Annotated in this window: 16 protein-coding genes and 1 tRNA gene; 6 read left to right on the top strand and 11 right to left on the bottom strand. The window is 69.5% G+C overall.

What is annotated here, in order from left to right; all coding sequences use genetic code 11:
- Positions 1 to 12 precede the first annotated feature (12 nt).
- A complete protein-coding gene (locus tag MAE01_RS00465) occupies positions 13 to 1,530 on the bottom strand; it encodes a S1C family serine protease (protein ID WP_147037592.1) in 1,518 nt (505 codons plus the stop codon).
- 97 nt (positions 1,531 to 1,627) lie between these two features.
- Here MAE01_RS00465 and MAE01_RS00460 point away from each other — a divergent pair, with 97 nt between their 5' ends.
- On the top strand, positions 1,628 to 2,830 hold the full coding sequence (locus MAE01_RS00460; protein WP_147037591.1) for an aminotransferase class I/II-fold pyridoxal phosphate-dependent enzyme: 1,203 nt from the start codon (positions 1,628 to 1,630) through the stop codon (positions 2,828 to 2,830).
- A 153-nt stretch (positions 2,831 to 2,983) separates the two neighbouring features.
- On the opposite strand, the gene MAE01_RS00455 is transcribed toward MAE01_RS00460, so the two are convergent.
- Complete coding sequence (locus MAE01_RS00455) at positions 2,984 to 3,784, bottom strand: carbon-nitrogen hydrolase family protein (protein ID WP_371861750.1); 801 nt, start codon at positions 3,782 to 3,784, stop codon at positions 2,984 to 2,986.
- 62 nt (positions 3,785 to 3,846) lie between these two features.
- Between MAE01_RS00455 and MAE01_RS00450 the strand changes: the two genes are divergently transcribed.
- Positions 3,847 to 3,920, top strand: a tRNA-Met gene (locus MAE01_RS00450).
- A 76-nt stretch (positions 3,921 to 3,996) separates the two neighbouring features.
- Here the strand turns inward: MAE01_RS00450 and MAE01_RS00445 are convergent.
- The 4 genes from MAE01_RS00445 to MAE01_RS00430 form a co-directional block, all read right to left on the bottom strand.
- A complete protein-coding gene (locus MAE01_RS00445; protein ID WP_147037589.1) occupies positions 3,997 to 5,661 on the bottom strand; it encodes an alpha-amylase family protein in 1,665 nt (554 codons plus the stop codon).
- A complete protein-coding gene (locus tag MAE01_RS00440) occupies positions 5,658 to 6,623 on the bottom strand; it encodes a TIGR03885 family FMN-dependent LLM class oxidoreductase (protein WP_147037588.1) in 966 nt (321 codons plus the stop codon). The genes MAE01_RS00445 and MAE01_RS00440 overlap by 4 nt, the downstream gene beginning before the upstream one ends.
- Before the next feature lie 163 nt (positions 6,624 to 6,786).
- Positions 6,787 to 9,717, bottom strand: coding sequence for a UPF0182 family membrane protein (locus tag MAE01_RS00435; protein WP_147037587.1), 2,931 nt, complete (start codon positions 9,715 to 9,717; stop codon positions 6,787 to 6,789).
- A 56-nt stretch (positions 9,718 to 9,773) separates the two neighbouring features.
- Positions 9,774 to 10,859: a YlbL family protein gene (locus MAE01_RS00430; RefSeq protein WP_229718292.1), complete on the bottom strand. Its 1,086-nt coding sequence runs from the start codon at positions 10,857 to 10,859 to the stop codon at positions 9,774 to 9,776.
- A 115-nt stretch (positions 10,860 to 10,974) separates the two neighbouring features.
- Here MAE01_RS00430 and MAE01_RS00425 point away from each other — a divergent pair, with 115 nt between their 5' ends.
- Positions 10,975 to 12,402, top strand: a complete 1,428-nt coding sequence (locus MAE01_RS00425; RefSeq protein WP_147037585.1) for a zinc-dependent metalloprotease — start codon at positions 10,975 to 10,977, stop codon at positions 12,400 to 12,402.
- Between the two features lie 858 nt (positions 12,403 to 13,260).
- Here the strand turns inward: MAE01_RS00425 and MAE01_RS00420 are convergent.
- Positions 13,261 to 15,000, bottom strand: a complete 1,740-nt coding sequence (locus MAE01_RS00420; RefSeq protein WP_147037584.1) for an ATP-dependent helicase — start codon at positions 14,998 to 15,000, stop codon at positions 13,261 to 13,263.
- Positions 14,979 to 15,863, bottom strand: a complete 885-nt coding sequence (gene nudC, locus MAE01_RS00415) for an NAD(+) diphosphatase (protein ID WP_147037583.1) — start codon at positions 15,861 to 15,863, stop codon at positions 14,979 to 14,981. The genes MAE01_RS00420 and nudC overlap by 22 nt, the downstream gene beginning before the upstream one ends.
- A 65-nt stretch (positions 15,864 to 15,928) precedes the next feature.
- On the opposite strand from nudC, the gene MAE01_RS00410 reads away from it, so the two are divergent.
- Positions 15,929 to 17,227: a phosphotransferase gene (locus MAE01_RS00410; RefSeq protein WP_147037582.1), complete on the top strand. Its 1,299-nt coding sequence runs from the start codon at positions 15,929 to 15,931 to the stop codon at positions 17,225 to 17,227.
- Here the strand turns inward: MAE01_RS00410 and MAE01_RS00405 are convergent.
- Together MAE01_RS00405 and MAE01_RS00400 are read right to left on the bottom strand one after the other, a co-directional pair.
- Positions 17,173 to 20,622, bottom strand: coding sequence for an ATP-dependent helicase (locus MAE01_RS00405; protein WP_186806073.1), 3,450 nt, complete (start codon positions 20,620 to 20,622; stop codon positions 17,173 to 17,175). The genes MAE01_RS00410 and MAE01_RS00405 overlap by 55 nt on opposite strands.
- Positions 20,619 to 23,861, bottom strand: coding sequence for an ATP-dependent helicase (locus MAE01_RS00400; protein WP_147037581.1), 3,243 nt, complete (start codon positions 23,859 to 23,861; stop codon positions 20,619 to 20,621). Before MAE01_RS00400 ends, MAE01_RS00405 begins: the two co-directional genes overlap by 4 nt.
- A 154-nt stretch (positions 23,862 to 24,015) precedes the next feature.
- Between MAE01_RS00400 and MAE01_RS00395 the strand changes: the two genes are divergently transcribed.
- Complete coding sequence (locus MAE01_RS00395) at positions 24,016 to 24,240, top strand: DUF3107 domain-containing protein (RefSeq protein WP_147037580.1); 225 nt, start codon at positions 24,016 to 24,018, stop codon at positions 24,238 to 24,240.
- A gap of 4 nt (positions 24,241 to 24,244) precedes the next feature.
- Positions 24,245 to 24,532 carry a hypothetical protein gene (locus tag MAE01_RS00390; protein WP_147037579.1) on the top strand — a complete coding sequence of 96 codons (288 nt, stop codon included), beginning with the start codon at positions 24,245 to 24,247 and terminating at the stop codon, positions 24,530 to 24,532.
- 7 nt (positions 24,533 to 24,539) lie between these two features.
- Here MAE01_RS00390 and MAE01_RS00385 read toward each other — a convergent pair whose 3' ends face one another.
- Positions 24,540 to 25,250, bottom strand: a complete 711-nt coding sequence (locus MAE01_RS00385) for a ferritin-like fold-containing protein (protein WP_147037578.1) — start codon at positions 25,248 to 25,250, stop codon at positions 24,540 to 24,542.
- Between the last annotated feature and the right edge of the window lie 130 nt (positions 25,251 to 25,380).

Below are 25,380 nucleotides of genomic sequence, written 5' to 3'. Positions count from 1 at the left end.
GAGGGGTTCAGCTCAGAGATCGAGCTCGCCGAGGGTCACGGACGTCTCGAACGTCTCACCGCCGCGCACGTAGGTGACGGTCGCTTCGCTGCCGGCGGCCACGGCCCGCACCTGCGCCGTGAGGTCGGTCGCCCCGGTGATCGGCAGGCCGTTGAACTGCGTGACGATGTCGCCGCTCTTGAGGCCGCCTTCGGCTGCTGCGCCGCCGCCGGTCGTTTCGACGATCACCGCACCGGCCACCTCAGCGCTCTCGACCGATGTGGCATCCTGCACGGTCGCGCCCAGCAGGCCGTGAGTGGCCGAGCCGTTCTCGATGATCTCGTCCGACACCCGCTTGGCGATGTTCGACGGGATCGAGAAGCCGACGCCGATGGAGCCGGACTCCTCCGAGCTGCCGGCGGTCGCGATCGCGACGTTGATGCCGATGAGCCTGCCTTCGCTGTCGACGAGGGCGCCGCCGGAGTTGCCGGGGTTGATCGCGGCATCCGTCTGGATGACCGAGATCGAGATCGACTGGCTGGCGCTCTGCGGCTCGGTGCCGGGCAGATCGAACTGGAACGGGCTGCCGCCCTGGTCGCCCTGATCCTGCGGTGCGTCCTCGGCTGCCGAGTCCGGCAGCGCGGACGAGGCGATCTGGATGCTGCGGTTCAGCGCACTGACGATGCCAGTGGTGACCGAGTTCGACAGGCCGAGCGGGGCGCCGACGGCCACCGCGGTGGAGCCGACGTTGAGTTCTGACGAGTCGGCGAACTCGATCGGTGTCAGATCCGTCGCACCTTCGAGCTTGATGACGGCCAGGTCGTAGATCGGATCGGTGCCGACGATCTCCGCGTTGTAGATGTGGCCGTCTGAGGTCGTGACGCGGATCGTCGGGTCGCCCTCGGCGCCGCCGAGGGTGACGACGTGCGTGTTCGTGAGCACGTAGCCGTCATCGCTCAGGACGACGCCCGAGCCGCTGCCCGATTCGCTGGATCCGGCGGCCTGGATGGTGACCACGGACGGGAGCACCTCGGTCGCGATGGCCGTGGTCTCGTTGACCGATCCCGGGTTGTTGACGGTGATGGCCGACGGCCCCGTCGCGCTGCTGCCGACCGGCTGCGCCCAGAGGGTGCTGCCGAGGTAGCTGCCGCCGAGGCCGGCAGCGCCGCCGACGAGGGATGCCGCGACGATGAGCGCGGCGACCTTTCCGGCGCCGAACGACTTCTTGTCCTTGGTCTTCGTCGCGATAGGCGTGACGGGCGCGTTCTGCTCGTGGGAGCCCGTCGCGTAGGGGGTGACGGGAACCGTGTGCGCGTGCGGGTCGGCCGGCGTCGGGATGCCGAAGGCGGCCCCGTGCGTGGCGCTGCCGGTCGGTGCCGGGTGCTGCGGCTCGGTCCAGCCGGGCTGCTGCCCGGTCGAAGAGGACTGCTGCGGCGTCGCGGAGGGCGACGTGAACGCGGCGGGCATGTCGTGGCCGGAACCCGAGCCCGGGGCCTGCGGCGCAGGCTGCTCGGGAGACGAGGGCTGGTCGGGGGTGTTGTTGTGGTTCATGTCTGCTCCTTCATCAACGCCATTTCAGAGTGCCGCCTGTAGCTGTGCGTTCGATATGGGCAGGGTGAGTGCTGCCTATGCCCTTAGCCTGGTTTGCATGAGTGCTATTCCCGGCGCCTGGCGGCGCACTGCGGCAGGGGCGGGCCTGCTCTCCTCGGATGGCGTCGTCGCCCCCACCATCTTCGCAGAGATGTCCGCGGCGGCGGCGCGAACCGGCGCGATCAATCTGGGGCAGGGGTTCCCGGACGAGGACGGCCCCGTCGAGGTGCTGGAGGCGGCGCGTGATGCCATCGCGCAGGGTGTGAACCAGTACCCGCCCGGTCGAGGATTCCCGGATCTGCTCGCGGCGATCAGCGAGCATCAGCGCCGGTTCTACGGTCTCGAGGTCGACCCCGAGACCTCGGTCATCGCCACGGCCGGCGCCACCGAGACGCTGACGGCGACGCTGCTGGCGCTGATCGACTCGCCGGACGACGAGGTCGTCGTCTTCGAGCCGTACTACGACTCGTATGCCGCCGCTGTGGCGCTCGCCGGTGCGCGGTTGCGCACCGTCCCGTTGCGTCTGCCGGATTTTCAGCCGGATCTCGAGGTGCTCGCGGCATCCGTCACCGACCGCACCCGCATCATCCTCGTCAACGATCCGCACAACCCGACCGGCGTCGTCTTCGCGCCGGAGGTGCAGGCGGAGATCGTGCGGCTCGCCGACCGGCACGACGCCATCATCGTCACCGACGAGGTGTACGAGCACCTGACGTTCACCGGTCCGCATGTGCCTCTGGCGACGCTGCCGGGTGCCGCTGAGCGGACGCTGACGATCTCATCGGGCGGAAAGACGTTCTCGACGACCGGGTGGAAGATCGGGTGGATCCACGGACCGGCCGATCTGATCACGGCGGTCCTGACGGTGAAGCAGTACCTCACGTACGTGAACGGTTCGGCCTTCCAGCCCGCGATCGCCGTGGGACTGCGGATGCCGGATTCGTTCTTCGCGAATGCCGCCGCCGTCATGGAGCACAAGCACGAGATCCTCGGTGCGGGGCTGCGCTCCGCCGGGTTGGACGTCATCGCCCCGCAGGGCGGATACTTCACCGTCGCCGATGCCACGCCGCTGGGAGGCGCGGATGCCGCCGCCTTCTGCCGTGCGATGCCGGAAAAGGCCGGGGTCGTCGCGATCCCACTGACCGCGTTCGTCAGCCCCGCGAATCGGGGCGACTATGCCGGACTCGTGCGCTTCGCAGCCTGCAAGCGCGTCGAGGTGCTCGAGGAGGCCGCCGCGCGGCTGGCTGCCGCGAGCTTCTGACGCGCATGGCCGGTAGGTGGCCCGTGTTGCCGCTCGCCGGCACTGGAAGCGGCAGAAGGCGACACCTCCCGCGCAACTGGGGGCGTTCCCGGCCAGGGAGGTGGCCCGAGTTGCCGCTCGCGGGCACTGGAAGCGGCAGAAGGCGACACCTCGTCAGCGGGGCGCGACCGCGTAGCGGCGCAGCCGCAGCACGGGGTTGACCTCGCGCACCCTGGCGACGGCATCCGCGCTGAGCTCCGCGACTGCGATGTCCTCCCCTGTCCCGACGCCCGCGATGACCACACCCTGCGGGTCGATGATCTGCGAATGGCCGACGCCGATCGGCGTCGGGTGGTCGGCGGCCACGACGTACACCGTGTTCTCGATCGCACGCGCGGCGAGCAGCGTCGTCCAGTGGTGCTCCTTCAGCGGTCCGCGCACCCACTCGGCAGGCACGACGATGACGTCGGCTCCGGCATCGACGAGCGTGCGGGCGACCTCGGGGAAACGCAGGTCGTAGCAGGTCATCATCGCGACGCGCAGTCCGTCGATGTCGACGGTCTGCGGCTCGTCGAGCGCACCCGCCTCGATCCAGTCGGACTCTGTCTGCCCGAACGCGTCGTACAGGTGCTGCTTCCGGTACACGGCGCGCAGGCCCGTGGCATCGACCGCGGCGAGCGTGTTGCGTACGCGCTCCCCCGCCGTCTCCACGAGGCCCGCGATGATCGTCACGTCGTGAGCGGATGCCGCGTCCTGCAGCGCCTGGACGAACTGGCCATCGAGCGTCTCGGCGTTCTCGGCGAGCGAGGCGTCCATCGGATCGACGAAGTAGCTGGAGTACTCGGGGAAGACCACCAGTCGCGCACCGCGCGCCGCCGCATCAGCGGTGAACTCGGCGATCCGTGCGCGATTGTCCGGGCGCGAGGCCGTGGGACGGAACTGGCAGATGGCGACAGTCGAGGACATGTCCCCCATCCTCCCGCATCCCCGCCCGTGGCGCCCGGCACTCAGAACGCGTGCTAAGCTTTAAGACGTGCCGCGGGGTGGAGCAGTTCGGTAGCTCGCCGGGCTCATAACCCGGAGGTCGTAGGTTCAAATCCTGCCCCCGCAACGAGAATGCGACACAGTGAAGGACCCGAGATCATCATGATCTCGGGTCCTTCACCATTTACGCCGGCCCGCGCCGCTCACATCACGCGACCATCACCGGGCCGCGACACCCGGAGCCAGCGATGGCCATAGGCGAGGACCTCCAGTTCGACCCTGCCGCCGGGACCCAGCGCCATGTGCGACGGCTCGAAGAGATCCACGAGGGTCGTCCCGTCCGGCTCGTCGCCCACCTGAAAAACGGTGGTCACCGGCACCTCGGCGAAATTATGGAGAGCGATGACGCGGCCGACGTCAGCGGAGACCGAGTGCGCGAGAAGTGAATCGGCGGGCTGATCGATCACCTCGAGACTGCCCCAGCCCAGCTCCGGAGAGATCCGGTAACGCGACGTGAGAGCGCGGATGAAGTAGAGCAGCGATTCCTGGTCCTCGAGCTGTGCGGCGACGTTGATGTGAGCAGGTGCATACCCGTCCGACGGTGGCCGGGACACGAGTCTGCTCGGCGAGGCGTCCGAGAATCCACCGTTGCGGTCTGCGGACCACTGCATCGGGGTCCGTACGGCTTCGCGCCCGGAGACATCGCTGTTCTCTCCCATGCCGATCTCCTCACCGTAGAACAGCACGGGAGTCCCTGGCAGAGTGAAGAGCAGGCTGTAGGCCATGCGGATCCGGCGCGGATCGCCGTCGAGCATCGGCGGGAGCCGACGTGTGATCCCTCGCCCGAACACGCGTTGCCGCTCGTCCGGTGCGAACGCGTCGAACACCTCTTGCCGCTCCCTGTCGTCGAGCTTGTCGAGGGTCAGTTCGTCGTGGTTGCGCAGGAAGTTCGCCCACTGCACTTCCGTTCCGAGCGAGGGGCGTGCGCGCAGTGCCGCGATGAGAGGGGCGGGATCCTTGCGGACGAACGAGAGATACAGCGCCTGCATCCCGACGAAGTCGAACTGCATCGTGAGTTCATCACCGCCGACGCCTCCGAAGTACTGCACCTGTTCGTCGTACGGCAGGTTCACTTCGCCGAGCAGGATCGCCTCGCTCGAACGACGCTGCAGGAACCGGCGAATGTCGCGCAGCAGATCGTGCGGTTCAGGGATGCCGGCTCCCTCGGGGATCTCCAGGAGGAACGGCACCGCGTCGACGCGGAAGCCGGAGATGCCCAGCTGCAGCCAGAACCCGATGACCTTTGCAATCTCGTCACGCACGCGGGGGTTGGCGATGTTCAGATCGGGCTGGTGCTCGTAGAAGCTGTGCTGGTACCACTGCCCTGATTTCTCGTCTTTGCCCCAGATGCCATCGGCCTGACCGGGGAAGACCGCGTTCTTCTGGCCCTTCGGAGGCGGATCATCGCGCCAGACGTAGTAGTCCCGGTACGGAGAGTTGACGCTGCGTTTGGCTGCGAGGAACCACGGGTGCCGGTCGGACGTGTGATTGATGACGAGATCGACGATCACCCTCATGCCGCGATCGCGAGCCGTGCGAATCACCTCGACGAGGTCGCCGTGACTGCCCAGACGGGGATCGATGCCGTAGAAGTCGCTGACGTCGTAGCCGTCGTCGCGATCCGGGGTCGGATAGAACGGCATCAGCCACAGACACGTCACGCCCAGTTGCGAGAGGTAGTCGATCCGCTGAGCCAGGCCCTGCAGGTCTCCGACACCGTCGCCGTTCGAATCGAGGAAGGTCTCGACATCGAGGCAGTAGACCACTGCGGTCTTCCACCAGAGGTCGCTGGTGTCGGTGATCTTCACAGTCGCTCCTTCAGCGCGGGAATCAGCTCGGTTGCCGAGGCGTCCAGGAAACGGGATTGGTCGGTGCCCACGTGGTGCAGATACACCCGATCGAACCCGATCTCCACCAGCTCAGCGATGCGGGCAGCCAGTGAGGCGGCGTCGTGGTCGACCAGGACGGCGCCTCGCAGGTTCTCGTCATCGAGTCCGGCCACTGCCGCCTCGAAGTCCTCGGGTTGCTCGAGGTCCCAGGTGACCGGCGGCGAGAGCAGACCGTTGACCCATTGCTCCCGGGCGATGGAGAACGCCGTTTCGTCGTTCTCCGCCAAGCTGATGTGCACCTGAAGAATGCAGGGTCCCGTGCCTCCTGCGGCACGATAGCCGTCGACGACCAGGCGCAATGCTTCTGGCTCCTGAGCGACCGTCGCAAGACCATCTGCCCACGCCGCTGCCCACGCCGCAGTCTCAGCGCTCACCGCGGTTGCGAACAGCGGAGGCGGCTTCGCCGGCAGGGTCCATACGCGGGCGCGGTGCACCCGCACCAGACCGTCTTGGTCGACCTCTTCACCGTTCATCAGGCGGCGGATGACGTCGACGCTCTCCCGCAGTCGCTCGTTTCGGAAGTGTTTTGCGGGCCAGCCGTCGCCCGTCACGTGCTCGTTGATCGCCTCACCACTCCCCATCGCAGCCCAGAAACGCCCGGGGAACATCTCCTCCAACGTGGAGAACGCTTGAGCGATGATCGCGGGGTGATAGCGCTGCCCTGGTGCATTGACCATCCCGATCGAGAATCGGGTGCGCGCGAGAGCAGCGGCGATCCAACTCAACGCGAAGCCCGAATGGCCTTGCGCCCGGGTCCAAGGCGCGAGGTGATCTGAGCACATCGCTCCGTCGAACCCAGCGCGCTCGGCTCCGATGACGGCATCGAGGAGCACGCTCGGTGCGATCTGCTCGTGCGAGGCATGAAAACCGATGAACACCATGCGCCGAGTCTTCCAAGGAACGACGCTCTCCGGGAGAGGTGGACACCGCATCACGGGTCTGGAAAAATGCACCGCCTCGCGCAGCGCCGTGTCACAGAAATGGCGGGCCGCGCGAACGCGAACCCGCCACTTCTGTGACATCTGCCGGCCTGGCCGGCGCCGCTCACTCCCCGGCGGCTGCGGCCTCCAGCTCGAGCAGTTCGGTGACGGCCGCCGTCAGCCGGTCGTCGGCCTCGGCGAACGCGGTGAGGTCGCCGGCCTTCAGAGCTGTCTCGCGGTCAGTCAGCGCCTGCTGCGCTGCAGCCAGCGCCGCCTGGTAAGCGTCGGTCTCAGTGCCGGTACCGGGCTCCTCGGTGCCGGGATCGGTGCCGCCCTCCTCGGGCGGGGTACCGTCGCCCGGGTCGGTGGGCTCCACTTCCTCGTCGCCGCCGCTCGCACCCGAGTCGCCGCCGAAGATCGAGTCGAGCGCCTCGGTGAGAGTGTCCTCGAACGCGACGCTGTCGCCGAAGGTGACGAGCACCTTCTGCAGCAACGGAAGCTGGGTGCCCTCGGACGACTGCACGTACACGGGCTGCACGTAGAGCAGACCCCCACCGACCGGAAGGGTGAGCAGGTTGCCGTACTTCACCTGAGACTCACCCTGCTGGAGCAGGTTGAGCTCTCGCACGACCGCCGGGTCGGAGTTGAACGTGTTCTGCACCTGGCCCGGGCCGGGCACCGTCGTGTCGGCATCGATCTCGAGCAGCCTCAGTTGGCCGTAGCCCTCAGCCTTCTCACCTGCGGTGGCACCGGCATCCGAGTCCACGGCGAGATAGCCCATGAGCACGTTCCGGCTGGTCGTGCCCTGCGCAGACGCCGGAATGAACGTCGAGAACATCGAGAACCGCGGCGAATCCTGACCGGGCATCTGCATCGACAGGTAGTACGGCGGCTGCAGCTGGTTCTCGTTGCGCGGATCGTTGGGCGTCTGCCAACGGTTGTCCTGCTGCGCGAAGGAAGAGGCAGTGTCGACGTGGTACACGCCGAGGATCTCGCGCTGCACCTTGAACAGGTCGGTCGGGTAGCGCACGTGGCTCATCAGATCCGCGGACATGTCGCTGATCGGCTTCAGCGTCGACGGGAAGACGTTCTGCCAGGCCTTGAGGATCGGGTCCTGCTCGTCCCAGGCGTACAGCGTCACCGAGCCGTCGTAGGCGTCGACCGTGGCCTTGACCGAGTTGCGGATGTAGTTGATGTCGTCGATCGCGAAGTTCGGCGAGGCCGTGTTGGAGTCGGCGATCGCGTCGGACAGGCTCACGCTCGTCGAGTACGGGTACGTGGAGCTGGTCGTGTAGCCGTCGACGACCCAGACCATCCGGCCGTCCACGACGGTCGGGTACGGGTCGCTGTCGAGCTCGAGGTACGGCGCAGCCTTCTGCACGCGCTCCTTCGGGTCGCGGTCGTAGAGGATCTGCGAGTCGGAGTTGACCAGATCGGAGAACAGGATCTCCGCCTCCTGGAACTTCAGCGCGTACAGCAGCTTGTTGAAGGTGTTGCCGATGCGCGGTCCGCCGTCGCCGGAGAACGTGGTCTTCGTCTCGCTGGCGCCGTCCTCACCGCGCGGGTAGTCGATCTCGACCGGGTCGGTGCCCTCCGGAGCCCCGACGATCGAGTACAGCGGGGAGCCTTCGCCGAAGTACACGCGGGGCTGGAAGTCCTCGGACTCGCTGAGGAAGCCCGCGGTGGGGATGCCGCGCTCGAGGAACACCGGCTCGCCCTCGCTGGTGCGCTGGTTGCCGGCAGCGACCACGAGCCCGTAGCCGTGCGTGTACACCGCGGTGCGGTTGTTCCAGTTGTTGCTGTCGCCCAGGCGGTTGACGTCGAGTTCACGAACCGCGACGACCGTGTCCTGCGTCGAGCCGTCGATCTCGTAGCGGTCGACGTCGAGCGTGTCCTGGAACTGGTAGTAACCGCGGAACTGTTCGAGCTGCTGCACGGTCGGGCTGATGATGCTCGGGTCGAGGATGCGGATGGATGCCGTGGTCTCGGCGTCGTCGCGGAGCTGGCCGGCGGCCGCGTCGGTCTCCGCCTTGAACGGCGTGACCTCGAGATCGGCGATGTTGTACGCCTCTTTGGTTCCGTCGATGTTGCGCTGATAGAACTCGGCCTGGAAGCTGTTCTGGTTCGGCCGCACCTGGAAGGTGTCGACCACCCACGGGTAGCCGACGCCGACGACGAGGGACGCCACGATCAGCAGCGCGGTCGCCGCCAGAGGGAAGCGCCAGCGGCCGATCACCGCCGTGACGAAGAACAGGATGGCGACCAGTGCCGCGAGGATCGCGAGGATCGCCATGCCGGGGATCGTGGCGTTCACGCCGGTGTAGGCGGCGCCGGTGATGCGATCCTCCTCGGCGACGAGCGTCTTGTAGCGGTCGAGCCAGAGACTCACGGCCTGCACGAGCAGGTAGAGGCCGGCGAGGACGGCGAGCTGGATGCGGGCGGCCTTCGAGATACGCAGCTCGCCCTGACCGATGCGCACCGAGCCGTACAGGTACGACACCAGTGCGGTGACGATGAGGCAGAGCAGGAGGACAGCCGAGACGAACGCGAGCAGGATCGAGTAGAACGGCATCGCGAACAGGTAGAAGCCGGTGTCCATGCCGAACTCCGGGTCGGCGACGCCGGTGGATCCGCCATTGAACCAGAGCCACACGGTCTCCCAGTTCCCCGCGGACGCGAAGCCCGCGAAGATGCCGAAGAAGATCGGCATGCCCCACATCGCCAGGCGGCGCAGCGGCTCGATGACCTCCTGGTACCTGTCGAGCTGAGAGCTCAGCCGCACATAGACCGGACGCAGCCGGTAGGCCAGTTGGATCACGATGAACAGCGGCACAGCCATGCCGAGGAATCCGACGACGAACATCGCCGACGCGGCGAGCCACTGCGTCGTGAGGACGCCGGCGAACCCGAGCTGGTCGAACCAGAGGAAGTCGGTGTACAGCGAGGCGAAGACGAAGAACGCCGCTACGAGCGCGGCGATGATCACCAACGAGATCGTCAGAATTCGTCGAGAGGTGCGAGGCGTGGCCGGGTTCGGCGCCGAGGTCGTGGTCACCTGACCATCCTATGCACGCTCCCTATGTGCGGGCCGCGTGCATGGTGACGCTCAGGTCACGATGCCGCGCATGCGGGCAGCTGCTCGACGTCGCCGCCGTTCGCGATCACCTCGAGGGCATCGAGCGACTCCTCGAGCGTCGCGGTGCTGATCACCTGCAGTCCATCCGGGATGTGGCCGACGACCTCGGCGCAGTTGGAGGACGGCGCGAGGAAGTAATCCGCACCGGCATCGCGAGCGCCGTAGAGCTTCTGGCGGATGCCGCCGATCGGGCCGACCGCCCCGGTGGCGTCGATCGTCCCGGTTCCGGCGATGTCGTTGCCGCCGGTGAGCTCCCCCGGCGTCAGCTCGTCGACGATGCCGAGGGCGAACATCATGCCGGCGCTCGGTCCGCCGACATTGTCGAGCTGGATCGTGACGTCGATCGGGAAGTCGTACTCGGTCGTGAGCGTGATGCCGATCAGCCAGGTGTCGACGCCGCTCACCTCCTCGCGCTCCGGCGTGATCTCGACCTGCTGTTCCTCGCCGTCGCGCAGGACGGTGAGGTCGACGGCGTCCCCCTCTGCATCCTGGATGGCGGCGCGCAGCTCGCTGGCGCTGGTCAGCTCGACGCCGTCGATGGCCTCGACGACATCGCCCTCCTCGAGGAGCCCATCGGCGGGCGACCCCTCCACAGCGGAGACGACCTGAACTTCCGCCCCGGTGTCGAAACCGAGTTCGTGAAGTGCGGCGGCCGTCGCCTCGTGCTGAGAGTCGACCATCAGCATGGCGTTGCGCTCGTCGCGCTCCTCGGTGCTCACTCCCTCGGGGAACACGGAATCGAGCGGGACGACGGCACGCGAGGAATCCATCCAGGCGAGCGCGAGCTCGAACCACGACGGGGTGCGCTCGCGATTGCCGACGACCTGAACCGTGGTCAGGTTGAGGCTCCCGCTGGTCTCGAAGGTCTCCGCGCCGTCGATCTCGATGAGCGGCACCTGCTCGCCGTCGCCGCTCGCGGCGGTGCCGAGCGTGTCATAGACCGGCCCTGGGCGCTGGATCACGTACGGGGTCGGAAGGAAGGTCAGCACCACCAGCGCGACGAGCGCGACGACCAGCGCCCACACTCCGAGCCCGATCCTCACAGGGCGGGATTGAGACACGTTTCCTCCGTCGTTCGCGACCGGCGTACAGCGATCTGCTCGCGTCGGGGGTGCGCGCAGAAACCTGCAACTAGCGTAGATGGCACGGCTAGCGACCTGCTGAGAGGCGACCGACATGGCAGACAACGATCCGAACCCGGAAGACTTCCAGGAGTTCCTGCGACGGATGATGTCCGGCGCGGGTGCCGGCGACTTCGACCTCGATGCGCTGCAGAACGCGCTCGGCGGGGCAGACGGCATCCAGCTCGACCCCGCGATGATGGCCGCGCTCTCCCAACAGCTGCAGAACGTGTTCGGCGGCGACCCTTGGGAGAACACGCTGCGGCAGGCGCTGCACATCGCCAACCGCGAGGGCCAGGGCATCACCGACGGGTCGCGGCACTCGCTCGTCGACGCCTTCGCGCTGGCGAACCTCTGGCTGGGCGAGGCGACCACGATCTCGGAGCTCTCCGACAGTCCGCAGGCGATGACCCGCGGCGAATGGGTCGAGAAGACCCTGCCGGTGTGGAAGGACATCGCCGGCCCCGTCTCGACGAGCATCGCCGACGCGCTCACGAGCGCCCTCGACACCCAGGTGCCAGAGGACATGCGCGATGCGATCCAGGGTGCGGGCAAGCTCATGCGGGGCCTGGGCGCCTCGGTGTTCGCCGCGCAGTTCGGACAGGTGCTCGGCAACCTGTCGCTCGAGGTCGTCTCCGGTGGCGACGTCGGCATCCCCGTGCTCCCGGCAGGAACAGCCGCGGTGATCCCGCAGAACATCACCGCGTTCGGCGAGGGCCTGGAGATCCCCGAGGATCAGATCACCCTCTACCTGGCGACCCGCGAACTCGCTTACGCACGCCTGTACCGGCACGCGAAGTGGCTGCACCTGCAGGTGATGTCGCAGATCACCGACTTCGCCCGCGGCGTGACCGTCGATGTGGACGCGCTCGAGGACGTCGCCAGCCGGCTCGACCCCTCGAACCCCGAAGAGCTGCGCGCGGCGATCGAGGGCGGCGCTCTGCTTCCGGCGCAGACCGACGCCCAGCGCGAATCGCTCGGCCGCCTGGAGAACATCGTCGCCATGATCGACGGCTGGGTGGATGTCGTGACCAGTGAGGCCACCTCGCGACTGCCCGATGGCGTGCGACTGGCCGAGGCAGCCCGCCGTCGCCGTGCCGTCGGCGGACCGGCGGAGGACGCGCTCGGCGCGCTCGTCGGCCTGAAGCTGCGGCCCCGGCGGATGCGCGAGGCCGCCGAGATGTGGCGCAAGGTGACGGATGCCGTCGGCGTGGCCGCCCGTGACTCGCTGTGGGACTATCCCGACCTGCTGCCCACGGCAGCCGACATCGACGACCCGAGCGCTCTCATCGACCGCCTGCAGGCCCGCTCCCGCGGCGAGGAGCCCGTTGCCGACGAGTTCGACGAGGCGCTGGCGCGTCTCCTCGACGGCGACGACTTCGCAGTCGGGAAGGGCGACGAGCCGGGTGACGACGGCGCGAGCCGGGAAGACGGCGAAGAGGACGGCGGCAGCGCTTCCGGCGAGGGCGAGAAGCCGGTCTGAGCCACCCGGGACGACTCGTCCTGCACTTCGGCGAACCCTCCGGAGTTGTCCACTGATCAGCCTTCCGCGTCCCCTGACCCGCGGCGACTGAGCAGAATCGGGGCATGCCTCCGATCACCCCGACCACGCTGACCCGCATCGACCCGGCGTTCCCCATGTTGTGGCGCGACGTCGACACCGTGCAGTTCGGATTGGACGGGCAATTCGGCCTGGACGGCCAGCACCGCCAGGACAGGCCGGATGGAGTCCTGCGGGTGTCGCTGTCGGAACCGTGGGTCGAACCTCTCCTCCAGGCCATGCGCGACGGCTTCCGCCGCAGCGCGTTCGACGTGGTCGCGCACGGCGTCGGCGCCCCGCGCGAAGCCGCCCGCGACCTGCTGCAGCTCCTGGACCCCGTGCTGCGCACGGACCTGCCCCCGCTCCCCGCGATCTGGATCGAGAGCGTCAACATCGCCGACTCGCGCGTAGAGGCGCGCATGGAGCTCGCCCTGCGAGACGAGGGGTTCACGGTCGCGGGAAGGGCGGCTCGCGGCACCGTCGGCGTGGTGCTCGTTCACGGCGCGGCATCCGCTCATCAGCTGGCCCGCTACCTGCACGACGATCTCGCCCACGTGCCGGTCGCCTTCGAGCCCGGTGCCACCACCGTCGGTCCGTTGATCGTGCCGGGGCTCACCCCGTGCCTGTCATGCCGCGACGAGCACGAGAGGCGACGGGATCCGGCGTGGCCGAGCATGCACGCACAGCTGATTGGCGCAGACGGCGGGCGCATCACCGCCGCCCGCACGGCCGAGGCGGCCGGGCTGATCGCACGCCTGCTCGGCGAGGACGACGGCGCGAAGCACGCGAAGTCGGTGCGGGTCAGCCTCGACGGCCGCCGCGCGTGGCGCGAGGTGACGTTTCACGAAGAATGCCGGTGCCGCGAGCAGTCGTTCCGATCTCTTCCAGGAACCGGGACGGCCGGCGCTCCCCTCGCCCCGCAGACCGAGACCACGACAGCTCCAGCGTTCTTGCGGCGCGCGTGATGCCGACATAGGCGAGCCGGCGCTCCTCGTCGATCGCGTCTAAGCCGGTGGCGTAGGAGATCGGCAGAGCACCCTCCGCACATCCGGTCAGCAGCACGTGCGGCCACTCCAGCCCCTTGGCCGCGTGCAGAGTCGACAGGGTGACCGTCTGCATGGTCGGCTCGTGCTGGTCCTTCGCTCGGGCCATCAGCATGTCGCTGAACGTCCGCAGAGTGATGTCGTCCGGCGCCTCCTCCGCAAGCCGCAGGATCGCGCGCCGCGCCTCCCAGCCGTCCCGCTGCGCGCCACCCGCCGCCGGCGGTTCGTCGGTGAGACCCATCTCGCGCAGCACGCGCCGCACGTTCGGAAGGAAGCCGCGCTCGGTCGGTGCGACGGAGGCGCCGCGGAGCGCCAGCACCGCCTGACGCACCTCCGGCATGTCGAAGAAGCGCTTGCCGCCCAGCACGCTCGCCGCGACGCCGGCTTCGGCGAGCGCCTGCTGGATCGTCGCGGACTGCGCGTGCGCGCGGTAGAGGACGGCGATCTCCGACGGCACGGCTCCGGTCTTGATGCGCGCCGTGATCGACGCGGCGATGCCCGCCGCCTCCTCCGTCTCGCTGTCGTACACCGTGAGTGTCGGCCCCTCGGCGGTCGGGGCCTCCCGCACCGGGACGAGCTCGAGAGCCCCCGGCCGTCCCTTCATGAGGGCGTTGGCTGCGGCGAGGATCGGCGGCTGCGAGCGGTAGTTCGTCTCCAGCTTCACGACTGTGGCGTCCGGATACCGGCGTCCGAACTCCAGCAGGTAGCGCTGGTCGGCACCCGCGAACGAGTAGATCGTCTGGCTCGCGTCGCCGACGACGCAGATGTCGCGCCGGTCGCCGAGCCATAGCTCCAGAAGACGGTTCTGCAGCGGGGAGACGTCCTGGAACTCGTCGACCGTGAAATGGCGGTACTGCTCGTGCACGGATGCCGCGACACGGGGTTCGGCCTCCAGCATCCCCGCGCACGCCAGCAGCACATCCTCGAAGTCGAGCTGGCGCCGGTCATCCTTGAGCACCTCGTACCCGCGCTGCAGATCGGCGAGCTGCTCGGCGCTCACACGGCCGACGGCCTTGCCGAGCGCCGCGTGCTGTTCGATGGACAGCATCGAGACCTTGCGCCACTCGATCTCGCTCGCGACGTCGCGCAGGGTCGCGGTGTCCAGCCGCAGGCGCAGCTGTTCTGCCGCCTGTCCGAGCACGCGCACCTTGTTGTCGATGATCGAGGGCGCGGGAGAACCGGCCAGCGTCGGCCAGAAGAAGTTCAGCTGCGCCAGAGCGGCGGCGTGGAAGGTGCGGGCGGCGACCCCTTCGATCCCGAGCATGCGCAGTCGGCCTCGGAGCTCCCCGGCCGCCTTCGAGGTGAAGGTGACCGCCATCACCCTGCTCGGGGAGTACGCACCGGTGTCGACGCCGTGTGCGATGCGGTGCGTGATCACACGGGTCTTGCCTGTGCCGGCGCCGGCCAGAACCGCGACAGGGCCGCGCAGCACGGATGCCGCCTCCCGCTGCCGTTCATCGAGCGCGTCGAGCGCGCTCACTCGCGCTCCTCGCACCATGCCTGGATGAGCGTCCTGGCGATGGATGCCGGACCGGGCAGGCCGACCGGCCCGTCGCCGTTCAGGGCGCTGCGGATCTCGTCGCGGGTGAACCAGCGCACGTCGATGATCTCCTCGCCGTCCGGGCGCGCTGGGCGCTCGTCGGATGCTGTCGCCCTGAACCCGATCATCAGCGAGCGCGGATACGGCCACGGCTGCGATGAGACGTAGCGGACGTCGTCGAGGAGGACGCCGGCCTCCTCCTCGATTTCACGGTGCACCGTGGTCTCCAGCGACTCCCCCGCTTCGACGAATCCGGCGAAACACGAGTACATCCGCCCGCGCCAGTTCGCGTTGGCCCCCAGCAGCAGTCGTTCGCCGTCGGCGCTCTCCACCGCGACGATGACGGCGGGGTCCGTGCGGGGAAAGATGTCTTGCGCGCAGGTCTCGCACCGGCGGGACCAGCCGCCCTGCCGCAGCGTGGTCTCCGCGCCGCACGCCTGGCAGAACCGTGCATCGCGGAGCCAGGAGGCGAGGGTCACGGCGGCGACGAGGAGTTCGGTGCTCTCGCCATCCAGCATGCCGCCGGTGTCGCGCACCCCGAGCCAGGTCTCGGCGGGGGCCGCATCGATCGAATCGGGCTCGGCCCCGACCGCGGCCAGCAGCAGCCGGCCGCCGTCGCTGTGCCGTCCGAGCAGACCCCAGTCGGCATCTTCGTCGACCTCGGCAGGCGTGACGGTCACGAGTGCGCCGTCCTGGATCCGCGCACGTCCGTCGCGCACGACGATGACACGGGCATCTGCCGAGGAGCGCAGCCCGTCGAGGACGTCCTGCTCATCGCGGAGGTGTCCCGTCCGGTCGAACAGAGCGCGCTGAACGGTCATCGACTCCCTCTCTCGCAGGCGTGGCGTAGGCGGAACCGCGCCCGAACAGACCTACCCTTGGGGTCATGGCACGGTCTCCCTTTACTCTAGCGGCGGCGGTCACAGCCGCACTGCCCGGGGCGGAGGTCGTGGGAGCGCGACCCCTCACCGCAGACGGCGACGGACGCTTCGACTCCGCCGTCGTCACTCTCGCCGACGGCCGCGAGCTCGCGATCCGCGTCGGCGACGACGACGAGACTTCCAGAGAACTCGCTGCGGAGGCGCTCGCCCTGCGCGCACTCACGGCCGGCGCGCGCGCGATGCTGCCGTTCCGGGCGCCGGAGTACGTCGGTGAGACCCGCCTCGCCGATGGACGCGCGCTGGTGACGGAGCTGCTGCCCGGCTTCCAGATCGAGGCGGCGCACGTGCCTCGCGGTCGCGGGGCCGCGTCATCGGTGGGTGCATCGATCGCCGCAGTGCATTCGCTGCCGGCATCCGTGGTCCGCGGTGCGGGTCTGACCGCCAGAAGCGCGGAAGAGGTGCGGGCCGAGATCCGCCGACTGGTCGACCGCGCTGCGGCGACCGGGCGTGTTCCCGCGCGACTCACCGTCCGCTGGCGCGAGGCCGTCGAGGACGACGATCTGTGGCGGTTCGAATCGGCGGTGACGCTCGGCGGAGCTAAGGCGACGTCGTTCGTGTTCGAGGACGATCCGGAGCGGGGCCCGGAGGTGGTGGGCGTGGTCGACTGGCACGCGCTCTCGATCGGCGATCCCGCCGTCGACCTGGCGTGGCTCTCATCCGCACCGGATGCCGCAGGCGACGTGCACGCCTCGTACGCCGAGAGCTCGGACCGGGCACCGGATGCCGCGCTGGCCGTGCGGGCGCGGATGCTGGCAGAGCTGGAGTTCGCCCGCTGGCTGGTGCACGGCGAGGTGCTGCGCCGCACGGACATCGTCGACGACGCCGCAGCGCTGCTCGAGGCTCTCGCCGACGGCCTGCGCGAGAACGATCTGTCGGTGATCGCCGCACGCGGCGAAGGCGTCGATTCGGCGCTGGACGCCCTGGACCGCGTGCCGGAGACAGCCGCCGCCGGCATCGACACCTCGATGCACACCGACGCGTACAACCCGAGCGATCTGCTGCCGGAGGAGATCGCGGACGCCCCGGCCGGCGATGCGACCGAGGATCTGAGCGACGTCGCAGCGGCATGGGGCGAGGACTCGGGCCCTTCGACCGGCTCAGGGACCGAGTCCTCCGAGTCTTCGTTCGCTGAGCCTGTCGAAGCGGCGAAGACGGAACCCTCCGACGATTCGGATCCGGCAGACGAGGCTCAGCGCGCTGCGCGGGCCGCGCTCCACCGCTGGACCAACTCCTCCTCCGAGTAGACCCGGTCGCCCCGGATGATGAGATCGTCCGCGACGTAGTACAGCGCGACGTCGATCTCATCGAGCGGGACCCCGAATCGACGGTGGTAGGCGAGGCGGTACAGCGCCAGCTGCAGCATCCGCTCGTCCTGCTCTGCCGCGCTGCGCGGCGCGCGCCCGGTCTTCCAGTCGACGATCTCGATCCGGCCGCCGCGATCCTCACGTCGGTACACGGCGTCGAGCTTGCAGATCATGATGTGCCCGTCACCGGATTCAGCGCCCGAACCGGATTCAGCGCCCGCGCCGAGGGCGAAGTCGATCTCGATCTCGACGGCGATGGGCCGGAGCCCCGCCCATTCGCTGGCTTCGAAGATCTCGCGAAGCTTCTGGAGGTCGGCGTCATCAGCGGCCGAGACGCCCGACTGCTCCGGCTGCTCGTCGTCGCTGTCCCACAGCGCGGCGTCGGCGCTCGGGCCGGCGCCGACGAGCCCCGAACGATGTTCGACCCAGGCGTGGAACAGCGTGCCCAGCCGGGTCTGCCGGTACGGGCGCTCCGGCATCGGCCGAGCGAGCGCGCGCACCGTGCCGTCGAAGTCGGTGACGTAGTCCTTGAACTTCGAAGCCGGAACCCGGGTCGGGGGCGCCACGACCGCGCCGCGCTGACGTTCGGCGCGCTCGGCGAGCAGCCGCTCGAGCTGCGGCGAGGCGGTCTGCTCGGTCGCGAGCGCCGACTGCACGGCGGCAGCGGCGGCCTCGACCTTGCCGCGGCGCGTCCCGAGAGGATCGAGCGGCCACACCGTGGTCTTGCCCTCGCCCTCGTACGGGTTCTCATCGGGGTCCACCTCGCCGATCGCCTCCGCACCGAGGATCTCGATGGCCTCGAGCAGGAACGGGCCGGCTTTGCGGGGCTTCTTCTGACCTGCCCAGTGCGCACCGGTCAGGAGCAGGTCGGTGCGGGCGCGGGTCACGGCGACGTAGGCGAGGCGACGCTCCTCCTGCTGCTGATACTCGCGGTAGGCGTCCTTGAACACCGTTATCGCGCCAGGGGCGGTCTTGCTCTTGCTGGTGAGCGAAGCCACACCGGCTTTGAGGCGCTTGGCGGGATCGGGTTCATCGTCGATCGGCGGGGACCAGGAGAATCTCGGCAGTGCGCCACTGTCGCCGCGCAGCGCGAACGGCAGCACACCGAATCCGAACCAGCCGGAGGTGTCGCTCGGCCGGGAGGGAAGCTCGTCGTCGACCATGCGCGCCACGGCCACGGCATCCCACTCGAGCCCCTTGGAGCCGTGGATCGTCAGCAGCTGCACGACGCCGGGCTCCGGCGGCTCAGGGCGCGGCATGAGCTCGTCGGTGCTCTCGGCCTTCTCGAGCCAGGCGAGCAGGCTCCCGATGCTGCCGCGTTCGTCGGCGGCGAGGAACGTGCGGACCTCGTCGGTGAACGCGCGCAGCTGGGTTGCCGCGACGCGCGCCGGCCCACGCGTCTCGTTCGCGGCGAGTTCGATGTCGAGTCTCAGTTCGGTCTCGATGAGCCGGATGAGCTCGGGGATCGGCTGCGCGGCCGCACGCCTCAGCCTTTCGAGCATCTCGCCCGCCGCGCGGATGCGGGCGCGGCCGTCCGGGGTGATCTGCTCGAGGAGGCGGTAGTCGTCGCGCAGCCCGCGGACGACGTCGACGGCATCCACGATCGAGACCGCCTCATCCGCTCCGCGTGAGGCGCGGATGCGGGCGCGGAGGTCTTCGGGCAGAGGGAGCAGCCCGCTGTCCCGCTTGGCGAGCTCGCCGGCGAGACCGTACAGGGCCCCCAGGTCGGCCACACCGACGCCGAAACGGGGTCCTGAGAGCAGCCGGATGAGTGCGGAGCCGGCGCCGGGGTCGTGGATCACTCGCAGCGCAGCGACGACGTCGACGACCTCCGGCGTCGCGAGCAGACCCCCGAGTCCCAGGATGCGATGCGGCACGCCGCGGGCGGCGAGCGCCTCGGCGAAGGTCTGCATGTGACGCTTCGAGCGGAACAGGATCGCCCCGGTATGAGGTTTGCCCGTGTCACGGTGAGCGCCACGGCGCTCGACGAACCAGTCGGCGACCTCGGCCGCCTCGTCGTGCACGGTCATCGGGTAGCGAACTTCGACGTTACCTGCCCCCGCGCCCGGCCGCGGCTCGAGCGGCGGAACATCGAGTCCCGGTCGCTGCAGCGGCTGGAGCACGCGGTTGGCGACGCCGAGGATCGCGCTGTCGTTGCGCCAGCTCGTCATCAGGCTGTAGGTGTGCGACGGCTGCTGATCGGCGAACGTCCGCGCGAAGGCATACAGGTTGTCCGCGCTCGCGCCGCGCCAGCCGTAGATCGACTGGTGCGGGTCGCCGACGGCCATGACGGCGGAGTCCCGGAAGACCGCAGAGAGGAACTGCGTCTGGATGACAGAGGTGTCCTGGTACTCGTCGAGCAGCACGACGCGGTGCTGCTCGACGAGAGCGGCACGCACGTCGGGCGAGGACTCGATGATGTCGAACGCGCCGCTGACCTGATCGGCGAAGTCGAGTACCCCGCGGCGCTGCTTCTCGGAGATGTATTCGCGCACGAGCGCTGCGAGGGTCGGGAGGGCGCGCAGATTGTCTGCGACCTTGGCGACGTCGGCGTTGCTGCGGTAGGGCTCGAAGGAGGTCGCGTGCTCGAGGGCGATCCGCTCCGCTCGTGCGAGGTCGGCGCGATGGTCGAGCGCTTCGCCGGCAAGGCGCTGCACGGCGTCGACCACGGTGGCGACGGAGAGATCGATGTCCTCCAGCTGCGGCAGGTCGGCGCGGAGCACGACCTCGCGTGCCAGCATCCACGACGCCGCCTGGCTCAGCATCGCGACGTCAGGGTCGCGTCCGATCCGGGAGGCGTGCTCGCGCACGATCGAGTCGGCGAAGGCGTTGTAGGTGGACACCCGTGGCCGGATGAGCATCTCCTCCGCCGTGCGCGGGGCGGCGGCATCCCAGCCGGTGTCGTGGTGCGCGGCCAGTTCGTCGAGCACGTGCGCCCGCACGATGTGCCGGTGTGCGGCATCCGCTGCGTCGATCGGAGCCAGCGCGCCGGAGCGGACTATCGCCGGGATGTGCGGGAGCAGCCCGCGGCGGCCGAATTCATCGATCACGGCGAGACGCGCGCCGATCCGCTCGGCCAGCTCACCGGCGGCTTTGCGCGTGAATGTGAGGCCGAGGATCTCGTCGCGGCGCACGTGGCCGTTCGCGACCAGCCACACCACGCGCCCTGACATCGTCTCGGTCTTGCCGCTGCCGGCACCGGCGACCACCAGGGCCGGGGTCGGGGGCGCCTCGATCACGCGCTGCTGAGCTGACGTGGGCGCGGGCTGCCCGAGGGCGGCGGCGACGTCGAGAGCTGACAGTCCCGGCCCTGCGTCGCTCCACGCGGCGGTCACGCGCTCACCGCCGGCACGGTGTGGATGCGACAGGGCTGCACGCGCCACTGCACGTCGGCGCAGTGCGCCTCGACGTGGGCGGTGAAGCTGCCGGCGGACATGCCTCGCGCCGCGCCGGCGAGCCGGTTCAGGAAGCGCGTGCGCCCCTCGCCCTCGAGCGTGTGCTGATGCGCGACCCGGTACTGGCTGCCCGACAGCGTCTTCGAGACGATGAGAAGTCGCGCACCGGTCAGAGCTGCGGGATCGGCGCCCTCGATGAGGCCCTGTTCCACGGCGATCTGGTAGGCCGCGAGCTGTGCGTGCTCCTCGACCTTCCCGTCGGACTCCGGTTCGTACTTGCCGGTCTTCAGGTCCACGACCACGACGCACTCCCCCTCGGCTCCCTGTCCCATCTGCGCCGCTCCCCTGCCCCGCGCGACCGCGTGCTCGCCCGCGCCGCTCGGGTACGCCTCGACGCGGTCGATGAATCCGCGCACGACGGCCCGCCCGGGCCCGCTCGCCTCCTCGCCGATGAACACGGCCGGCATCGCGGCGGGGTCTGTGGCCGCATCCTGATCGGCCACCTCCACGGCGAAGCGGAACTCGACCTCGCTGGCGAGCACGCGGCCGCCGTCACGGGCGACCTCGCCGAGGTAGGCATGCAGCCGTTCGACGTACATGTCGGCCCTGCGGCGTTCCTTCCGACTGATCCACTCGGTCTCGAAATCGAGCTCTCCCCAGTGCTCGGCGACGATCGCCCGCATCTCGTCGAGATCGCCCCCTGGAACCTTCTCCATGGCCTCGTGGATGATCGTCCCGATCCCCGCCGAAGGCGGAAGCACAGTGTCACCGCCCAGCGCCGAGATCGCCCAGTGCAGCTCGCACTCCTCGAAGGACTCCATCCGGGAAGGCGACACCCGGGCGGCCTCGAGGGCGAGATCGTGCAGCGGCGCGTCGGTGGAGGGGGCGATCGTGCCGTACCACTCGCTCGGGTCGGCACCGGGGACTCCCTCTCGTGCGAGGACGGCGAGCTGGCCGGCCGCTTCGGCGTGCGAGCCCGGGTCCGGCGCGCTCGTCAGCGTCCGGCGGTGGCGTGCGACGAGCCCGCGCAGCGTCAGCGGATGCTCGGCGGCCGGGTGATCGGCAGCCGGCGGCGGCTCGGGGAGGAACGTGAAGAACGGGCTGGGGCTCGAGTCGTCATCGTCGACGGCAGACACCAGGATGCGCGACCGCGCACGTGAGACCGCGCGCACGAACAGCCTCAGTTCGTCGTGCAGCGCGTCTCGTCGCCGGTCGAGCACCCCCGGGTTCGTGACGGGGACGCCGGTGCGCGCTGCGGTGACAGCATCGGCCAGCCGCCAGGTCTCGAGCAGTCCGCCGCGCAGGCGCGTGTTCGGCCAGACGCCGTCCTGCACGCCGGCGACGATGACAGCTTCGAACTGCGTTCCCAGCGCTGTGGCGGGAGTGAGCAGGGTGACGAGCCCGGGACGATCCGGCGTCGACAGCGAGTCCTCCGGCACCTCGCTGTCGAGGATGTCGCGGACGAAGGTCTCGGGATCCTCGTTCGGTGTGCGCTCGACGAACCGCTTGGCGGCGTCGAACAGCGCGACCAGCGCGTCGAGGTTCCGCGCGATCTCGCCACCGCCGGGGTTGCCCGCGATCTCCTGCCAGTGCCGGGCGAGCTTCCCGCCGTCGAGCGCGCGGGCGGCGTCCCAGATCCGCCAGAGGAGTTCGTGGATCGTCTCGTGCGCGGCCGCGGCGGCCGTTCCGGCGAGCGTGGCGGCGAAACGTGCCGCGATGCGGGCCTCCGGGGCATCGATGAAGGCGAACTGCGCGGGGAACTCCAGCGCCTGACGCAGCAGCTCGGACGCCGGAGTCGCTCCCCCGTCGGCGAGCTCGACATGCCGCAGCCGGGCGCGCAGGCGCCTGAGCCCGACGGCATCCAGGCCTCCGAACGGTGACCGGAGCGCGTCGACGAGATCCTCCGGCGTGCGCTCGGCGGCGGGTTGCAGAGCGAGCCGCACGATGCCGACGATGTCGCGCACGATGCGCTCGCTGCCCAGCGGCCGCTGCACCCCGGCGGCGCGGGTGGGCACCTCACGCGCCGCGAGCTCGGTCTCGAGCGTGGCGACCTGGCGCGTGTCGTGCGCGATGACCGCCATGTCGCTCCACGGGATGCCGTGGCTGAGGTGCCAGTCGCGGAGGGTGCCGGCGATGCGGTCGATCTCTTCGTACGGCGAGGATGCCAGGAACGCCTGCACCGCCGGATCGGGTGTCTCCGGGTCGGGTCCAGGCGCGCGGCGATGCTCGACGCGGCCGGCGACGCCGATCGCCTGGGTAACGGTGCGGGTCAGGCTCGTGAGCGCGGGAGACTGCCGATGCGCGGTGTCGAGCACGAACACCTCGCCCAGAAGGTTCGAGAGCTCGTGGAACAGCTGCGGGCTCGCTCCGCGGAACGCGCCGGACGAGATGTCGGGATCGCCGAACGCGATCACGGCGATGCCTCGGTCGCGCAGAGCGCGCACCAGCGTGATGCCGCCCCTGGTGATCTCCTGCGCGTCGTCGATCAGCACTACCCGGAGCGCTGCGAGCGGCCCGAGCGGCGCGGCATCCGCATCTCGCATGATCGCCGCGGCCTCGCTGAGGAGATCTGCGGCGTCGCGGTACGCCGTGCGCATGCCGGCCAGCACTGCGCGGTACTCGTCGATGAAGGAGCCCGCGGCGGCCCAGACCGGGCGCTCCGACCGCTGCAGTTCGGCGGGCAGCACGCCCAGCTCGGTGCACTCGGCGAGGAAGGCTCGCAGCTCGGAGCGGAAATCCTTCGACGCGCGCACGCTGGTCGACAGGGTCGCCGGCCAGCGGCTGAGCATGCCGGCTGCCTCGTCATCGGCGTCACCGGCCAGCAGATCGGCGATGATGCGGTCCTGATCGGCGCCGGTGAGCAGCGCCGGCGGCTCCTCTCCGGCGTGCACCATCGCACCGCGGACGATCTGGAAGGCGAACGAGCCGATCGATCGGGCGAGCGGTCCAGGTGTCGCCTGCCCGATGCGCACGCCGATCCGGTCGCGCAGGGCAGTCGCCGCCTGCCTGTTCGGGGTGAGCACCAGCAGCTCTTCCGGCGCCAGCGCATGATCGCTCAGAAGGGACACGACGCGGTCGATCAGTGTGCGGGTCTTGCCCGTGCCCGGAGCACCGATGACGACGCCGGATGCCGCGGCTGGGGCGTCGACGACGGCTCTCTGCGCAGCATCCTGTGTCATGTCATCCACGCTATCCGCCACCGGCGACACGACCGGCCAGCGCCGACCCATCGCCGGCCTTGTGCGCCCATGGCGAAACGCAGCCCGCGGCCCGATCCGCCGTCGTGCCCGCGAGGTAGAGTCGTGTCAGTCCCCGAATCTTCAAGGAGCACGCGTGGAAATCCGCATCGGCATCATCAACACCGGCCGCGAGCTGAACTTCGAGACCGCCACAGGGGCGGAAGAGGTCCGCACCCAGGTCGCCTCGGCGCTCGAGCAGAACGCGGCGCACGTGAGCTTCACCGATGTGAAGGGCAACTCCTACATCGTCCCGACCGCGAACCTCGCCTACGTCGAGCTGGGCACAGAGGAGTCGCGTCGCGTCGGCTTCGTCGCCTGACCCGATGTACATCCTTCTCGCGCTGATCGCAGCGTGCGCTCTTGGCATCGGCGTGCACTATCTGCTGCCGCACCGCGACCTGCGCGGCGTCGTCGTCGTCCCGGCGACGGCGACCGCGGCTTCGGCGATCATCTACACGGTGATGCAGTGGGCGGGCGTCGGCGAGGGCAGCGGCTGGCTGTGGCTGGCGGCGATCGTCGGCGCGCTGCTGCTGGCCGCCATCGCGGGCTTCGCGCTCACGGCATCCCGTCGCCGTTCGGATGCCGCGAAGCGCGCGGCGCTCGGCATCTGAACCGCGCTTACGCGGCCAATCCCATCGCGTCCATGCGGCGCGCGTGCGCGCCCATGAGCTCGGTGTAGACCGGTTCGACGCGGTCGCCGTCTTCGGCGAGGCGCTCGGTGCGCAGCGCCTGGCGCGCGACGAGCAGCGTGTCGCCGACGAGTCGGCGTGCCCACATCGACAGCAGTGAGCGCCATTCGCCGTCGCTCTCGATCGTGTGCCTCAGGATCGTCACGATCTGACCGGTGTCGTCGTCCTCGCTGAGGATGTCGGCGACGCGTGCGCCGGTCTCGCCGTAGCTCGACGCCAGCGCGAGATAGAAGTCGTCCAGCATCCCCGCCGTGATGTACACCGCGAGGAGCGTCTCGCGCGGGCGCAGCCCGATCGTCTTGCGGCGGAACGCATCGAGATGCTCCTGGAACGGGAGCATGATCTCCGTCGGGTCCTCGCCCTGCTCACGGATGATCTCGAGGATGCCGCGGTGCTTGCTGAGCGCCGCGCCCGCCGCCCGCGCCAGCGCTTCCTTCTCGTCGAGCTCCGGCGTCGCGCGGATCAGCCGGGTGAGCGTCTCGAAATAGCCGAGCTGCAGGTACGCGGCCTGACCGAGGAACCGGTTCAGCTCGGGTGCCAGCTCGGCGAAGTCGACGCGCATCGCGTCGCCCAGTTCTCCGCGACTGCGCAGAGAAAGGGTGCGCCGGGGCTTGTCTCGCTGCCAGAACCACTTCACCACGGGATCAGACTACCCGCGCGCATCGAATCCTCGCCCGGAACCTCTCCTCGGGTAGGCTGGGTTCGTCCTGCCGTTGGAGCAGGACGCCGCGCCTGTGGCACATGAGACGGCGTGGATCCATGACGTGGTG

It is taken from the genome of Microbacterium aerolatum (genome assembly GCF_007988825.1).
Lineage (GTDB): Bacteria > Actinomycetota > Actinomycetes > Actinomycetales > Microbacteriaceae > Microbacterium > Microbacterium aerolatum.
The sequence above is the reverse complement of the archived record's forward strand: the minus strand, read 5'-3'. Positions and strand labels throughout refer to the sequence as shown.

Bases quoted from the DNA above. Each gene is read 5' to 3' on its own strand.
- MAE01_RS00465 (WP_147037592.1), bottom strand. From the start codon at position 1,530: ATGAACCACAACAACACCCCCGACCAGCCCTCGTCTCCCGAGCAGCCT.
- MAE01_RS00460 (WP_147037591.1), top strand. From the start codon at position 1,628: ATGAGTGCTATTCCCGGCGCCTGGCGGCGCACTGCGGCAGGGGCGGGC.
- MAE01_RS00455 (WP_371861750.1), bottom strand. From the start codon at position 3,784: ATGGGGGACATGTCCTCGACTGTCGCCATCTGCCAGTTCCGTCCCACG.
- MAE01_RS00440 (WP_147037588.1), bottom strand. From the start codon at position 6,623: ATGGTGTTCATCGGTTTTCATGCCTCGCACGAGCAGATCGCACCGAGC.
- MAE01_RS00425 (WP_147037585.1), top strand. From the start codon at position 10,975: ATGGCAGACAACGATCCGAACCCGGAAGACTTCCAGGAGTTCCTGCGA.
- MAE01_RS00420 (WP_147037584.1), bottom strand. From the start codon at position 15,000: ATGGTGCGAGGAGCGCGAGTGAGCGCGCTCGACGCGCTCGATGAACGG.
- nudC (WP_147037583.1), bottom strand. From the start codon at position 15,863: ATGACCGTTCAGCGCGCTCTGTTCGACCGGACGGGACACCTCCGCGAT.
- MAE01_RS00410 (WP_147037582.1), top strand. From the start codon at position 15,929: ATGGCACGGTCTCCCTTTACTCTAGCGGCGGCGGTCACAGCCGCACTG.
- MAE01_RS00400 (WP_147037581.1), bottom strand. From the start codon at position 23,861: ATGACACAGGATGCTGCGCAGAGAGCCGTCGTCGACGCCCCAGCCGCG.
- MAE01_RS00390 (WP_147037579.1), top strand. From the start codon at position 24,245: ATGTACATCCTTCTCGCGCTGATCGCAGCGTGCGCTCTTGGCATCGGC.